The sequence below is a fragment of the Shewanella sp. ISTPL2 genome (genome assembly GCF_013283205.1).
In the GTDB taxonomy this organism is placed as follows: domain Bacteria; phylum Pseudomonadota; class Gammaproteobacteria; order Enterobacterales; family Shewanellaceae; genus Shewanella; species Shewanella oncorhynchi.
Genome location: NZ_JAAPAV010000001.1, coordinates 3,594,172 through 3,609,257, shown reverse-complemented (window position 1 = coordinate 3,609,257; position 15,086 = coordinate 3,594,172). Strand labels below are relative to the sequence as shown.

12 protein-coding genes are annotated in these 15,086 nt (G+C 45.7%); 4 read left to right on the top strand and 8 right to left on the bottom strand.

Translation table 11 applies throughout. The features are described from left to right. Positions 1–130 precede the first annotated feature (130 nt). The gene (lepB, locus tag HUB64_RS15700; protein WP_105252129.1) at positions 131–793 is read left to right on the top strand and encodes a signal peptidase I; all 663 of its coding nucleotides are present in this window, start codon (positions 131–133) and stop codon (positions 791–793) included. Positions 794–868: 75 nt separating this feature from the next. Here the strand turns inward: lepB and gltS are convergent, their stop codons facing one another. The 3 genes from gltS to folX all read right to left on the bottom strand — a co-directional run bounded on the left by gltS (position 869) and on the right by folX (position 3,968). Beyond that, entirely contained in the window at positions 869–2,092 is a 1,224-nt protein-coding gene (gene gltS, locus HUB64_RS15695; protein ID WP_113940752.1) for a sodium/glutamate symporter, read from the bottom strand. Positions 2,093–2,624: 532 nt separating this feature from the next. Beyond that, the gene (locus HUB64_RS15690; RefSeq protein WP_173497363.1) at positions 2,625–3,518 is read right to left on the bottom strand and encodes a TIGR01777 family oxidoreductase; all 894 of its coding nucleotides are present in this window, start codon (positions 3,516–3,518) and stop codon (positions 2,625–2,627) included. Between the two features lie 87 nt (positions 3,519–3,605). Then, a complete protein-coding gene (gene folX / locus HUB64_RS15685) occupies positions 3,606–3,968 on the bottom strand; it encodes a dihydroneopterin triphosphate 2'-epimerase (RefSeq protein ID WP_006082167.1) in 363 nt (120 codons plus the stop codon). Positions 3,969–4,066: 98 nt separating this feature from the next. On the opposite strand from folX, the gene HUB64_RS15680 reads away from it, so the two are divergent. Further along, positions 4,067–5,176 (top strand): AI-2E family transporter, encoded by a 1,110-nt coding sequence (locus tag HUB64_RS15680; protein ID WP_028760979.1) that lies wholly within the window; start codon positions 4,067–4,069, stop codon positions 5,174–5,176. 6 nt (positions 5,177–5,182) lie between these two features. Continuing rightward, entirely contained in the window at positions 5,183–6,100 is a 918-nt protein-coding gene (locus HUB64_RS15675; protein WP_131523541.1) for a class I SAM-dependent methyltransferase, read from the top strand. A gap of 786 nt (positions 6,101–6,886) precedes the next feature. Here HUB64_RS15675 and HUB64_RS15670 read toward each other — a convergent pair. From HUB64_RS15670 to ackA, 3 genes are all read right to left on the bottom strand, one after another. Beyond that, entirely contained in the window at positions 6,887–7,321 is a 435-nt protein-coding gene (locus HUB64_RS15670) for a hypothetical protein (protein WP_105252133.1), read from the bottom strand. A 478-nt stretch (positions 7,322–7,799) separates the two neighbouring features. Further along, positions 7,800–9,953, bottom strand: a complete 2,154-nt coding sequence (gene pta, locus HUB64_RS15665) for a phosphate acetyltransferase (RefSeq protein WP_028760976.1) — start codon at positions 9,951–9,953, stop codon at positions 7,800–7,802. A gap of 111 nt (positions 9,954–10,064) precedes the next feature. After that, on the bottom strand, positions 10,065–11,264 hold the full coding sequence (gene ackA / locus HUB64_RS15660; RefSeq protein ID WP_105252134.1) for an acetate kinase: 1,200 nt from the start codon (positions 11,262–11,264) through the stop codon (positions 10,065–10,067). A 141-nt stretch (positions 11,265–11,405) separates the two neighbouring features. Between ackA and yfbV the strand changes: the two genes are divergently transcribed. Then, positions 11,406–11,849 carry a terminus macrodomain insulation protein YfbV gene (yfbV, locus tag HUB64_RS15655; RefSeq protein WP_081729091.1) on the top strand — a complete coding sequence of 148 codons (444 nt, stop codon included), beginning with the start codon at positions 11,406–11,408 and terminating at the stop codon, positions 11,847–11,849. Positions 11,850–11,892: 43 nt separating this feature from the next. On the opposite strand, the gene pflA is transcribed toward yfbV, so the two are convergent. Both pflA and pflB read right to left on the bottom strand, forming a co-directional pair. Then, positions 11,893–12,633 (bottom strand): pyruvate formate lyase 1-activating protein, encoded by a 741-nt coding sequence (gene pflA, locus HUB64_RS15650; protein WP_105252135.1) that lies wholly within the window; start codon positions 12,631–12,633, stop codon positions 11,893–11,895. Positions 12,634–12,696: 63 nt separating this feature from the next. Continuing rightward, a complete protein-coding gene (pflB, locus tag HUB64_RS15645; RefSeq protein ID WP_028760972.1) occupies positions 12,697–14,979 on the bottom strand; it encodes a formate C-acetyltransferase in 2,283 nt (760 codons plus the stop codon). Positions 14,980–15,086 lie beyond the last annotated feature (107 nt).

The following is a 15,086-nucleotide window of genomic DNA, read 5'->3' as shown; positions in this document are numbered from 1 at the left end:
GAATATGCTTTTTACATCGGCTTACAAATTGATCTGTGCTTAAGCAGGTAGCAACAGAACTTAGTGCAACGCAATGGGTCTATCTAACTGAGAACAGCGACTAGCTTATATATGCCATAGAGGGAATATTATGTTCAAAGGAATAACAAAACTGCTTAAGGATAATCGCTCCTTTTTTCTGTTTATCAGCTTAATGTTAGTGTTCAGGAGCGCTGTGGCCGATTGGAATACTGTGCCATCGGGTTCTATGCTGCCGACTATCGTCGAGGGTGATCGCATTCTTGTTAATAAGATGGCTTATGATCTTAGGGTGCCATTTACGCATATTGCATTAGTTAAACTGGCAGATCCTGCTCGCGGCGATATTGTGGTATTTGACTCGAAAAAGGCCGATAAAAAACTGATCAAGCGGGTAATAGCTGTGCCAGGCGATACTGTGATGATGCTGGATAATCGCTTGTATTTAAACGGCGAACTGCTTAGCTACACATCCCAAGCATTGAGTGCTTATGCTCCCGCTGATGTGACAGAAATGCAGGAAAATTTACTCGGTATGGTTCACAGTATTCGCCTTAACCCTGTACCCTCAAGGCTTGCCAATTTTGGACCTGTCACAGTGCCGGATGCGCATTATTTAGCACTGGGTGATAATCGTGATAACAGCGCTGACTCTCGGGTTATTGGCTTCGTGCCCCGTGATGAGATTGTTGGCCGTTCAAGTTCAGTCGTTTTCTCCCTTGATTATGATGATTATTACCTGCCTCGGCCTGAACGCTTAATGCGTGAATTCTAGTCTTAACTATTTTGAACCATGAAATAGGGCGCCAAAGTCGGCGCCCTATTTTTTAAGTGATTGAGTTATAAACAACTACTTCATAAAGCTCAGATAGCCCTGTAAGACAATTAAGTTAACTATGTCGATAAAGAAAGCTCCGACGATAGGTACTACCATAAAGGCTTGGGGTGATGGCCCTGTGCGTGAGACTAGCGCGCCCATATTCATTACCGCTGTTGGGGTTGCACCCATACCAAAGCCGCAGTGGCCACCGGTGATCACCGCAGCATCGTAATTACTGCCCATGACTTTGAACGTCACGAAATAGGCAAAAATGGCTAACACTGCGGTTTGTACCAGTAAAATCACCAGTAGCGGGATCGCTAAATCAAAAATTTCCCATAATTTTAAAGTCATTAAGGCCATTGAGAGGAAGAGTGACAGCGCGACAGTCCCTATCACATCGATGCTTTCGGTATGGGGTTTGTAACCGCGGGTGAGTTCTGTGAGATTAGCGATCAGCACGCCAAGAAAAAGAGCATATACAAAGTCGGGCATCTTTAGCCATGCAATACCCGATTGGCTGATCCACAGCGTGAGCCATTTTGATCCTGCAACACACAACAACAGCACAAACAGAGTTTCTAATATGGTTTTGGCGGTGACTTGGTCTTCTTCTAAGTGATCATAAGTGACTAAATGCGGATGTTCACTGTGATGCTTGCGGCCAACCCCATAGCGAGAAACGAGATTATGCTTACCGATTAATCGCTGTGCGACGGGGCCACCGATGATCCCACCCATGATCAAACCAAAGGTTGCCGCGGCCATAGCAAACTCTAAGGTGTTGATACCGTAGCGCTCAGCAAAGGTTTGTGACCAAGCGACGCCGGTACCATGGCCGCCCGACAGGGTAATTGATCCTGCGATAAGTCCCATGATGGGATCGAGCCCCAATAGGCTGGCTAAACTGACGCCGACGGCATTTTGAATCACAATATACACTGAGGCCACACCTAAAAAGATGAAGACTTTTTTACCACCGCTGAGCAATAGCTTGTAGTTTGCCGAGAGGCCAATGGTGCTAAAAAACATCAGCATTAAGGTATTTTGCAGTGATAGGCTGAAGTCGAGACTGATATTTTGAAAGTGAAGAAATGTGACTCCCGCGGCGACAACTAGGCCACCCACTATGGGTTCGGGGATATTATATTGCCTGAAGACACGTACATGGCGATTGATAGAGTGGCCGATAAACAGCACGAAAATGGCAATTAAAAATGATTCTAGCTCGCCAATCATATAGGTCGTGTGCATGAAAATTCCTTACAAACTGTCTTAGTGCGGGCGTTTCATTGGGCACAATGTCCAATGAGAAGTAACCCATCTTGTTATTAAGTACCTGCTAATGCTGGATGTTAAGCGCTTGATGTCGAGGACAGATCAGTGTCAATCCGATAAAAAATTTAAAGGATGAGTAGGCGCGAGTGTGTATCGTTTTATGGTCTACAGACCAAGAACAGCAGATTAAATAGCCTGTTCCTGAGCATAAATAACTGTCTATTTATGAGGTGTTGCTGAGTCTATCTGTGGTCAAGGCTGAGGCGGTTAATGCGTGCCTCCTATGACCGAATGGAGGCGAGTTTAGCAGAAAATGGACGGATTGTCGCTAAATCATAATATAAATCATGATGTTACACTCTTGTTTTTCTCGTGTTACTAAAATAATGGCAAGATTGACGTTACAATATACCTGGCTGTTGAGCGGATTTGAGTACTAAGTTCCGCCTGCATCAGCCACTGATTTTATCAGTATATTTAAGCTGAGTTTAGGCTCTAGCGTGCTGGCCTATTTGGCTAACACGTTTGTTAAGGCGTTATCGAGATCACTGAATTGAAACTGAAAACCCGCTTCGAGGGCACGTTTGGGGTAAACAAATTGTCCTTCTGTCAGCAGCTCCGACATTTCGCCCATCGCTAAGCGTAATGCAAGCGGTGGGGTCGTGATTAACGCTGGGCGATTAAGTGCTTTTCCGAGCGCTTTGGTAAACACAGCGTTACTCACTGGATTGGGTGCTGTGGCATTAAATATGCCTTTACAGTGTTGTTGAGTGAGTAAAAAATCAATAAGGGAAATGAGATCCTGCACATGGATCCAGCTCATACCTTGGCGTCCATGGCCAATTGGGCCACCGAGTCCGAGTTTAAATGGCGGTAACATTTTCTCTAAGGCACCACCTTTACCTAGCACGATACCAATACGGATAATGCAGACTCGTGTGTGCTCTGAGGTTGCATTTAGCGCCTCTTGCTCCCATTTTCGACAGATGTCATGGCTAAACTCAACATGGGCGCCACTAGACTCATCGAGTAATTTATCATCGTGCCGCCCGTAATAACCGACTGCCGAACCACTCACCATGATCTGAGGAGGAGTGCTACTCTGTTGTATTAGCTGAGTTAATCTTGCCGTAATATCCCAGCGACTATCACAAATGCGTTGCTTCTGATTTTTACTCCAACGTTTAGCGACTATGGGTTCACCCGCAAGATTTACAATGGCATCAATGTGATTTAAGTCGCTTAGCGCATCGAGACTCTCGAGGTAATGGTGCTTACTACCGAGCACTTTTTGTGTTTGTTGCACTGAGCGAGTTAATAACGTCAGTTGATGATATGGCGCCAGTCGTTCGACTAATTGGCGGCCAATAAAGCCGCTTGCGCCGGTGATCAGTATATTCATGGAACCTCTCTTAATTGGTTAAGCTCTGCGGATATATACCAAAATGCGGTGTGCAACGATCACTTAGTCGGAGTATTTGTAGCCAGATTATTTTTGATAACATAACTCCATCGAGACTGAATCGGCAAAGCGTAGTGCATGGGGTTTGTCTATTTCGACACTGGCAAATTCAACCCAAGGATGTTCACTGGCGATGGCCAGCGTTTGGCTGGTGAGATTTTCGAGTAATGAGAAACGGTTATTCTCAATCAGTTCAATGATCTTTTTGGTGATAGTGCGGTAATTGAGCGCATCCTCAACATTGTCACTGTTGCGGGCACGTTCGGCACAATAATGGATCACGACATTAATGATCACGTCTTGGCGATTTTGGATTTCATCTTCTTTAATGCCAATAAAAGTACGAAGTCTTAAGTTTTTAATGCGTATAATCGCGGTTTCTGGTTTCATAATGACAAATGGCTATCTTAAGCTAAAGTTGCTGAGGTTAAGTGGTTTCAAAGGTTAGCCTAACAATTTTATCTAAGATCAAGAAGGATTTTTAATAAATGACTCGACCTAATGCGCCCTCTGCTGCTTATCGTGGCTTTGCGGTTATGGCCTTTGTAGTGATTATTTTGGCAGGGATTAAGGCGGCGAGCCCGATTGTGGTGCCGTTTGTGCTGTCCAGTTTTCTTGCGGTGATTTGTAATCCTGCAATCGGTTTGATGACAAAGTTCCGTGTGCCTAAATGGCTGGCAGTGATCCTCTTGATGGGTTTTATTGTGTTGATGGGCCTATGGTTAGCCTCAGTCGTCGGCAGTTCTGTCAATGAGTTTTCTAAACAATTGCCCCAATATCGCGATCAGCTGGTGGAGCAGTTTTCGTGGATTATCCATAAATTACAGGCATTAAATATTCAGATTTCGAAGGATCAGGTATTAGCCTATTTTGACCCAGGTATGGCCTTGTCTATGACCACGAATATGCTATCGGGTGTCGGCAATGTGATGGCGAATTTATTTCTGATCATCCTCACTATCGTCTTTATGCTGTTTGAAGCTCAGTCGCTGCCAAAGAAATTGCATCTGGCATTGGACGATCCCGATATGCGCTTAAAGCAGATTGACCGCTTTTTACAATCTGTGAATCAGTACATGGTGATCAAGACCTTAGTGAGTTTGGCTACTGGGATCATCGTCGGTGTGGGGTTGACCTTCATTGGCGTGGATTACGCCATGTTATGGGCGGTGATTGCTTTCCTGTTTAATTATATTCCCAATATTGGTTCTATCATTGCCGCCATTCCAGCTGTGTTGTTGGCCTTTATTCAGCTTGGCCCTGCGGCTGCGGGGGGGACTGCACTTTTGTACGTGGGTGCCAACATGGTGATGGGCAATATCATTGAGCCTAAATTTATGGGGCGCGGTCTGGGGTTATCGACCTTAGTGGTGTTTTTATCATTAATTTTCTGGGGCTGGTTATTAGGTTCTGTGGGCATGTTGCTGTCAGTGCCATTGACTATGGTGGTTAAAATTGCCCTCGAATCGAGTAAGAGTGGTAATTGGTTAGCCATTTTATTATCGGACGATATTGAAGATAAGTTCTTGGCCAGTAACACGGAAAATTCAATTCCCAATGGCGATGAAGCCAATACAAGTGCAACTGAGAGTAAGTAATAGAAGATGCAAAGTTTTATACAAGCGCTAGCGACAATTGAGTTAGGTGATGATGCGGTGCGGTTATTCCACGGCCGCGGTGGGCATTACGTGGGTTGTGAGCACCTATGTTTAGATTGGTTTGCACCCGTACTATTGCTGACCAGCTTTACTCCCTTGGAGGATACGGATTTAACCCTCTGCCAACAGGCGATTGCAGCGCGCTGGCAAGCTATTCGGCCAGATAGTCAATTGAATTTAGTCTACCAATACCGTAGTGCGGGGGAGACGTTTACCCAATTATTGCAAGGTGAAGTGCCTGAGCCGCATATCGTTAGCGAAAACGGTGCACGGTTTCAGGTGCACCTAATGCGCGGACAAAACCACGGACTCTTCCTCGATATGGCCAATGGTCGCGAGTGGGTTAGAGCAAACGCCCGTTATAAAAAGGTGCTTAATTTATTCGCTTATACCTGTGGTTTCTCGGTCGCGGCATTACAAGGGGGCGCCGATGAAGTTGTGAATATGGACATGAGCAAAGGCGCATTAGGCATAGGTAAGCAGAACCATTTGCTGAATGGCTTTAGCGCGGGAGCCCGTTTTTTAGGCCATGATATTTTTAAATCTTGGGGCAAACTGAAAAAGCTCGGTCCCTACGACATTGTTGTTGCCGATCCACCGAGCAATCAGAAGGGCAGTTTTGTTGCGACTAAGGATTATGTGCGTTTAATTAGGCGGTTACCTGAGTTGCTTGCCGAGAATGGCGAAGTATTACTGTGTCTAAATGCACCTGAACTCGATACCGCTTTCCTGCGTCAACAGGTAGCGGAAGCAGCACCTGCACTCGAATACATAGAGCGCTTAGCCAATCCGCTAGCCTTTATGGATGTGTCGGAAGAGAAGTCACTTAAGGTGCTTCGCTACCGCTTATCGACTCAAGCCTAGGCCTGATTTAGCTTAACTGGCCTTTTTTGTCGGCTTAGGTTGAGTGTTTAGCTTTCTACACTGTCGCTTATTACACAGCACTTATTCTTCAGTAGCTTAATCGCTCTGATAGCTGCGATCGCCCATAGGTTTCAATCACTTTACTTACTTGATGTTGGTCTAAGTGTTTGAGGGTGGAAATTTCACCATAAAGCCTGCCCTGAACATCTAATGGCATTCCCTAGATTCATTTTATGTAAGCGATTTCTGTTAATCGCTTTTGTGTATAAAGCGAATGATGAAATGGCGTCAGCATGGCCTCAATATCCTCGTAGAAAGTGAAAGTCTTTCATGTCGAATCACTGATTGTGAGCTATTTAAATGATAACCAGCCTTAAATGCTATGCTTGGTAATACAAAACTGAAAGTTTTCTGTAATTGTGGCTTTTGCTTTGTTATACTCCAGCCCACGGAATGTATCCCTTTCCTCATAGGCAAAATGTCAGCATAGAATGGCAAGCCTCTGCGACCTTACCCAATCAAGCAGGAGTTGTTATGGAAGTTCATGAATACGAAAATGCTTATTATCAAGTGAAAGACGATGTACTAACGTCTTTACCTGCTGAAAGCGAAGAAGAAGTGATCCAAGCTTAATCGATAGCGATTAAACTGACGGTACTTATGAGTCGGAAATAACAGAACAAGCACAAAAAAATAGCAACCCTAAGGTTGCTATTTTTTTGGCTGAAAGTAAGCAGAATGATTGTATGACAAGGTATGCGCGGTGAAAGCAGGCAAGAAAGGGGGTTAACCGTTAACTTTGCGCTTTTCAGGCAGAAGTTCGACGATAATCCATTGGCTACCAATTTTGTGTAGGCGTATGGTCCTGTCATCAATCCATGGCTGACCACCTTTAAGACCTTTCATTTTGACCACAACAATGACGTCTTTGGTAAATTTGCGGAAGAAGTCGATATCGATATCATCAATTTCCATTTCAACATTGGTCATAGATAGGCCGAGCATATTACGCTGTACGGCTGCGGCAATGTGGTAATGGGTGAGCACTTGTTTAATGGGATCGTCGACGTATTGCTTGGCTTGTTCAACATTACGATCAACATAAATCGCTTTAAAAAAGCCTAAGCTCACTTCTTCCGGTGATAACTGGCGTTGCTCTTGCGTTGAGGGATCGCCACAACCGAAGAGAAACAGGAGGGAGAAAAAAAATAGAGTTCGCATAAGTTTTAGTTATTGGAATTTGTTCCGAGTATCGCGATTTTAGCTGTAATGTACAAGTCTTGTCGTGATTCGCTGTCTATTGTGAAAAGCATTGACTCAAACCTCATGTGTGTGGCATATAGTTAGGAGTCATATAAAAAGGTTATCCACAGAAACTGTGGAAAACTATGTTGAAGACTTCAGTGATACTTTGTAAGTCACTGATATTGTCTTGCTTTATTTGCTGGTTAAAAAGTGACGCTTTTCTGCTTTCCATTATGTTCCACTTCTACTTGTGGATATTTTTCGCAATTTGCCGAGCTTATTCACACTGCATAATTCGATATTTCTCGTTTTTTTCTTCATCTTTTGCAATTTAGACTTATCCATTAAGCGATTCTTGCGATCAGCGGTATGGTTTACGTTAAATTTGAGCATAAAAAAGCACCGGTAATAACCAGTGCTTTTTTGTGCGTAACGTTATGCAGATTTAATGCTGTTAGCCTTTAGCTGCGTCGTTCTGTGCGGCTTGAATTGCCGTTAGTGCGATAGTGTAGACGATGTCATCGACTAACGCGCCGCGAGACAAGTCGTTCACAGGTTTGCGCATACCTTGCAGCATAGGACCGATACTGATCAGGTCCGCGCTTCGCTGTACGGCCTTGTAAGTCGTGTTGCCTGTATTAAGGTCTGGGAACACGAAAACGGTAGCTTGACCAGCGACAGGGCTATTAGGTGCCTTAGAGCGTGCAACGTTTGGCATGACTGCCGCATCGTATTGCAATGGACCATCAATAATCAGATCTGGGCGTTTTTCTTTGGCAATACGGGTTGCTTCACGCACTTTATCCACATCAGAACCTGTACCTGAGTTGCCGGTTGAGTAGCTGATCATCGCCACTCTTGGCTCGATACCGAAGGCTTTTGCTGATTCCGCCGATTGGATGGCTATATCTGCTAACTGCTCAGCATTGGGATCTGGGTTAATCGCACAGTCACCGTAAACAAGCACTTGATCTGGCATCAGCATAAAGAAGATGGATGAAACTAAGCTTGAGCCCGGTGCCGTTTTGATCAATTGCAGTGGTGGGCGAATGGTATTGGCTGTGGTGTTAACCGCGCCAGAAACGATACCGTCGACTTCGTTTTGCGCCAACATCATAGTGCCGAGCACCATGTTGTCTTCTAACTGTTCACGGGCAACGACTTCAGTTAAGCCTTTGCTGCGACGCAGTTCCAACATAGGTTCTACGTAACGGTCGCGCACCTCTTCTGGATCGATAATGATCACGCCTTCGCCAAGCACCACATCTTGCTGTGCGGCGATACGCAGGATTTCATCTTTTTTGCCTAAAAGTACACAGCGAGCGATACCGCGTTCGGCACAAATGGCCGCCGCTTTAATGGTACGCGGCTCATCACCTTCTGGCAGTACCACAGTCTTGTGGGCGGCGCGCGCCAATTCCGTGAGTTTGTAACGGAAAGCTGGTGGTGATAGGCGATGCTCACGGGGTGAGTTTTTAGTCACGCTTTCAATCCACGTTTGGTCAATGTGACTGGCCACATAATCCTGCACCAGATCGATACGAACTGCGTCATCGACGGGTACTTCATGGTCGAAACGTTGAATGTTGAGCGAGGTTTGCCAAGTGTTACTGTCGATCAAGAACACAGGTAAACCGGTTTCAAAGGCCTGCTCACACAGCTTAAGGATTTCTGGCTCTGGCTCGTAGCTACCTGTTAATAACAGGGCACCAATTTTCACGCCGTTCATGGCCGCAAGACAGGCTGATACGATCACATCTGAGCGATCGCCTGAGGTTACAAGCAAGGAGTCAGTCTTAATATGAGTGACCATGTTCGGGATACTGCGTGCACAAAACGTTACTTTACGCAGGCGGCGGGTATGCATTTCACCAGCATTCAGAATGCGTGCGCTTAAATGTTTCGCTAAATCCGAAGCACGAGGAGCGACAAGATCAAGATTGTAGGGCACGCTGCCTAAGATACGTAGTGGGCTCTTACCCGGCAGTTGGAACATGCTGGCCGCATCTGAGCGTTGAACACCTTGGTGATCAAAGACTTCAGATAAGTCAGGGCGCGCGCGACCTTCGTCGTCAACGGGGGCACCAATCTTGTTGATCACAGCACCAATTAAGCGTTTATTCTTTTTCCCGCCCCAAGAGTTATAGGCGATTTCGAGGCGATTCATTAGCCCTGTAGCCGTATCACTGCCTGGCGTGGCAATAAAAATCACGTCGGCATCCATGGCTTTAGCGATGGCATAGTTCACATCATCGGCGAAGGGATGATTACGCGTTGGCACTAAACCTTCGACAATTAAGGTCTCTGTGTTGCTAGCGCAATCGGCCGCACGGGCGATGATTTGCTCCATTAAGACGTCGATTTGGTCAGCGCGAATTAAGGCTTCGGCATGGGCCATGTCGAAGGGCTCTAAGGGGTTTACTGTTGGCGATTTGCTCAGAATAGTGGTCGAGCGTTCTGGGCCATTATCGTTTGGACGAAGCTGAGAAATAGGCTTAAAGAACTGAACCTTAACCCCGTGGCGCTCCAGTGCGCGCACCATCCCAAGGCTTAAGGAGGTCAGGCCGACTCCGGTACCTATGGGGATTAACATAATATTACGAGACATAAAAACCTCTAGTTTCGATGGTTTTTGGCAGAATAGTTTCTGCAAATTTGCTTGTGAGTACGGCTACGTAAGGTATAAAGCCGTCTGGGTGAGCAAACGGCTTAGGTCTTTTTATTTGTTGATAAGTTTAATGGAATCTTCAGCGATAACCCATTCTTCGTTCGTTGGGATCACCATGGCAATCGTGCCTTTATCTTGGGTGATGATACCTTTCTTACCGAAACGCGCCGCTTTGTTGCGCTCACTATCGACATGGAAATTGAAGATTTCCAGCATGTTGAGCACTTTTTCACGGATTAAATCTGAGTTTTCGCCAATGCCGCCGGTGAAGACGACTGCATCTAAACGGCCCAGTGGCACAGTGTATGAGGCGATGTACTTGGCTAAGCGGTAGCAGAAGATTTCTAAGGCTAAGGTCGCGCCTTTATGGCCCTCGGCGTAACCTTCTTCTATGCCACGGCAATCGTTGGTCAGCTCGGAAATACCCAGCAGACCACTTTGCTTGTTCATCAGGTTATTAACTTCTTCTAAGGTGTAACCCAGTTGATGGACTAAGTGATAGATGATTGAAGGGTCAATATCGCCACAACGCGTGCCCATGACCAAACCTTCTAATGGGGTTAAGCCCATAGAAGTGTCGACACTTTTGCCGCCTTTGATGGCCGTGACTGACGCGCCATTGCCTAAATGAGCACAGATAACATTCGTTTCTTCGATGGGCTTGTTGAGCATTTTTGCCGCTTCACGGCTAACGAATAAATGACTCGTGCCATGCATGCCATAACGACGAATACCGTGTTCACGGTATAACTTGTAAGGCAGGGCGTAGACATAAGCTCTGTCTGGCATGCTTTGGTGGAAAGCGGTATCAAATACAGCAACCTGTGGCAATTTAGGGAAAGAGGCCATTGCCGCGCGGATGCCGATAAGGTGAGCAGGATTGTGCAGTGGTGCTAATGAAGCACAGTCTTCGATACCTTTGATCACGCTCTCATCGATGATCACTGAGCGAGTGAATTTCTCACCACCGTGAACAATACGATGGCCAACGGCTTGAATTTTTGCTGCTAATTCAGGTTGTTCCGCAAGAATTTTATTAACAATGTATTCAACTGCTTCACGGTGAGCCGTAAATGCACCTAAGGCTGCTTCATGTTTTTCGCCGTTGATTTTCCATTTAATGCGAGAGTCTTCTAAACCAAAACATTCAGCTAAGCCAGAAATTTGGTCGTCACCTGTTTGCGCGTCAATGACGGCAAATTTGAGAGAAGAGCTACCGCAATTGAGAACTAAAACCAGTTTATTTGACATGTGTAAACCCTTTGCCATTGTGTTTAATATAACGATTCAAAATAATGAGGAACTGCGGTGTTTTTACCATATCAGTCTTGGGGCGATTCGCCAGATTGTGCTATGGTAAGAGCAGTATTCCATTGTAGTTGGTGTCTAAGATTGAGCATTAAGATCCTCAAAACCTTAGGTGATGGTCATCAGTATATGAAGACTTGGCCTATGGTTAGACAACTGGGTTTTTATTTTCCTGAGTATCGGGTCGTCCGAGCGACTCAGCTTGCCATACTGGTGATGCCAGTGCTGGCGATTTTTGTGAGCATGAGCCAGCTGTATATTCACGGTTGGGCATTTCTGCCCCAAGCTGTCACTCTCGGTTTATTTTTCATCAGCTTACCGTTACAGGGGCTGCTGTGGTTAGGCTGGCGAGCTCGCCATCCATTACCGTTAACGCTGTTCGACTGGATTAACCAGTTGAGTGCGAAGTTGTCATCCATGGGTATCAATTGCCACACGTTAGGCGCTAAGGCCTGTTACCTCGATATGGCACTGATTTTAAAAATAGCCTTTGAGCGTTTAGATGCCAGTTATTGGGAAGAACTTTAGGCCGTTGCCGCGGTTATCCGTTTTGGCTTTCTATTACTGTGGATTAATAAATCGCGTTAATCCCTTGTTGGACAAATACCGCTTTGATCTTTTCCATGGTTTCTCGACTCGGGGGGGATATCCCATCGAGTTGATAGCTTTCGCCCATGGCTTCCCACTTATGTTTACCTAATTCGTGATAGGGTAGTAACTCTACCTTTTCAATGTTTTTCATGGGCTTGATAAACTCGGCCAGTTGTAATGCCGATGCTTCATCGTCGGTAAATCCGCCCACTACGACATAACGTATCCATGTCGCTTGATTACGCTCTGCTAAATACTGCGCAAACTGTAATGTTCTATGGTTGCTGACTTTAGTTAACTCAATATGTTTTTCATCGTCCATGTGCTTGATGTCGAGCAGGACCAAGTCAGTATGGTCGAGCAACTCATCAATCACTGGCGTGTACTTACGTACAAAACCATTGGTATCTAAACAGGTATGAATACCTTCTTGCTGACAGGCTGTGAATAATTCGGCGACAAATTCGGCCTGTAAAATGGCTTCACCACCACTGGCCGTAACACCACCATTGCTGGCATCGAGAAAAGGCCGATAGCTGATGATTTGACTCATTAACTCATCGACCAGAACTTCTTTTCCGCCATCAAGATCCCAAGTGTCACGGTTGTGGCAATATTGGCAGCGCATTAAACAGCCCTGCATAAAGGTGATAAACCGTATGCCGGGACCATCTACTGTGCCAAAGGATTCCACCGAGTGGATCCGACCGATAACTGCCATTGTGACTCCTGTTAAAATAAGTGAGGCTGTAGCACAGTGTACTACAGCCTTGACTAATTTAGCTTACAGACCTTTTGTGAATGTACGCGTGATCACATCTTGTTGTTGTTCTGGCGTCAGTGAGTTGAAGCGCACTGCATAGCCAGAAACACGGATGGTCAGCTGTGGATACTTGTCTGGATGCTTAACGGCATCTTCGAGCATCTCGCGGTTCATCACGTTGACGTTCAAGTGTTGGCCACCTTCTTTTTTGTCATTGTGGTCGAAGTATCCGTCCATCAATGCCGCTAAGTTGGTACGGCGAGCATCATCATCTTTACCCAGCGCATTTGGCACGATTGAGAAGGTATAAGAAATACCGTCTTGAGCGTGGGCAAATGGGAGTTTTGCCACTGAGGTTAAAGAAGCGATTGCACCTTTTTCATCACGGCCATGCATAGGGTTTGCACCCGGTGCAAATGGCGCACCTGAACGACGACCATCGGGTGTGTTACCGGTTTTCTTACCATAAACCACGTTTGAGGTGATGGTCAGAATTGACTGCGTTGGGATCGCATTGCGATACATTTTACGGTCACGAATTTTCGCCATAAAACGTTCAACTAAGTCACAGGCGATATCATCTACACGTGGGTCGTTGTTACCAAATTTTGGATAGTCACCGCTGATATCGAAATCAACGGCTATGCCGTTTTCATCACGCACTGGTTTTACTGTGGCGTATTTGATGGCAGACAGTGAGTCGGCTGCGATAGATAAACCCGCAATACCACAAGCCATAGTGCGACGTACGTCTCTGTCGTGCAGCGCCATAAGCGCGGCTTCGTAAGAGTACTTATCGTGCATGTAGTGGATTGAGTTCAGTGCAGTGACATATTGAGTCGCTAACCAATCCATTAAACCGTCTAAGCGATTCATCACATCATCAAAGTTGAGCACTTCGTCTGTGATCATGTCTGCTTTAGGGGCAATCTGGATTTTCAGTTTTTCGTCTACGCCGCCGTTAATCGCATACAGCATGGTTTTCGCTAAGTTAGCGCGAGCACCGAAGAACTGCATGTGTTTACCCACAACCATAGGGCTCACACAACAGGCGATTGCATAGTCGTCTGATTGGAAATCAGGACGCATTAAGTCATCGTTTTCGTATTGGATTGAGCTAGTGTCGATAGACACTTTGGCGCAATATTTTTTGAAACCGATTGGCAGTTTATCTGACCATAATACTGTGATATTTGGCTCTGGACTTGGACCCATAGTGTAAAGGGTGTTCAAGAAACGGAAGCTTGATTTCGTCACTAACGTACGGCCATCTAAGCCCATACCGCCGATTGACTCCGTTGCCCAAATTGGGTCGCCTGAGAACAATTCGTCGTATTCAGGGGTACGTAGGAAACGCACCATACGCAATTTCATCACAAAATGGTCAACCATTTCCTGAGCTTGTTGCTCAGTTAAGGTGCCATTTTTTAGATCACGTTCAATATAGATGTCGAGGAATGAAGAGGTACGACCTAATGACATGGCAGCGCCGTTTTGGCTCTTCACTGCAGCTAAATAGCCGAAGTAAGTCCATTGGATCGCTTCTTGTGCATTGGTCGCTGGACGAGAAATATCGAAGCCATACTTGGCAGCCATTTTCTTCATTTGGCCTAATGCACGGTGTTGCTCGGCAATTTCTTCACGTAATTGGATAACGTTAGATAACTCTTCACCCGCTTCAAACTGCGCTTGCAGTGAGCTAAATTGGGCAAACTTATCTTTCATCAGGTAATCGATACCGTAAAGTGCCACACGGCGATAGTCACCAATGATACGGCCACGGCCATAAGCATCGGGTAAGCCCGTTAAAATACCTGATTTACGACAGGCCATAATTTCGGGGGTGTAAACATCGAACACACCTTGGTTATGGGTTTTGCGCAGTTCTGAATAAACGTATTTAACATCTTCATCCAGTACACGATCGTAGGCGGCGCATGAGCTTTCCACCATACGAATACCACCGTTAGGCAACATAGCGCGTTTTAGCGGCGCGTCTGTTTGTAAGCCAACGATAGTTTCTAATTCTTTGTTGATATAGCCAGCGTCGTGGGAAGTGATGGTTGAAACCATCTTAGTGTCGAAATCAACAGGCGCGTGGGTACGGTTTTCCTGTTTGATGCCTTCCATGACTTTATCCCACAATTTTGTGGTCGCTTCGGTGGCACCGGCGAGGAAGGACTCGTCGCCTTCAAAAGGCGCGTAGTTTTGTTGGATAAAGTCACGTACATTGACTTCAGATTTCCAATCGCCAGGAGTAAAGCCTTCCCATGCGTTGGCAAACAGTTCAGTTTTGTCGGTCATCGTACTAATACCTTCTGGTTGAGATAAAAGGTTATTGGCGATCAGCGTTAAGCAATGCTGAGTATAAGCCAATAGCTAATTCCTGAAATAAAGCTCCCTTCATGATG

Excerpts from the sequence above, each read along its gene's own strand:
- gltS (WP_113940752.1), bottom strand. The coding sequence starts at position 2,092 with ATGCACACGACCTATATGATTGGCGAGCTAGAATCATTTTTAATTGCC.
- pflB (WP_028760972.1), bottom strand. The coding sequence starts at position 14,979 with ATGACCGACAAAACTGAACTGTTTGCCAACGCATGGGAAGGCTTTACT.
- HUB64_RS15670 (WP_105252133.1), bottom strand. The coding sequence starts at position 7,321 with ATGCGAACTCTATTTTTTTTCTCCCTCCTGTTTCTCTTCGGTTGTGGC.
- pflA (WP_105252135.1), bottom strand. The coding sequence starts at position 12,633 with ATGGCAGTTATCGGTCGGATCCACTCGGTGGAATCCTTTGGCACAGTA.
- lepB (WP_105252129.1), top strand. The coding sequence starts at position 131 with ATGTTCAAAGGAATAACAAAACTGCTTAAGGATAATCGCTCCTTTTTT.
- HUB64_RS15690 (WP_173497363.1), bottom strand. The coding sequence starts at position 3,518 with ATGAATATACTGATCACCGGCGCAAGCGGCTTTATTGGCCGCCAATTA.
- HUB64_RS15680 (WP_028760979.1), top strand. The coding sequence starts at position 4,067 with ATGACTCGACCTAATGCGCCCTCTGCTGCTTATCGTGGCTTTGCGGTT.
- HUB64_RS15675 (WP_131523541.1), top strand. The coding sequence starts at position 5,183 with ATGCAAAGTTTTATACAAGCGCTAGCGACAATTGAGTTAGGTGATGAT.
- pta (WP_028760976.1), bottom strand. The coding sequence starts at position 9,953 with ATGTCTCGTAATATTATGTTAATCCCCATAGGTACCGGAGTCGGCCTG.
- folX (WP_006082167.1), bottom strand. The coding sequence starts at position 3,968 with ATGAAACCAGAAACCGCGATTATACGCATTAAAAACTTAAGACTTCGT.
- ackA (WP_105252134.1), bottom strand. The coding sequence starts at position 11,264 with ATGTCAAATAAACTGGTTTTAGTTCTCAATTGCGGTAGCTCTTCTCTC.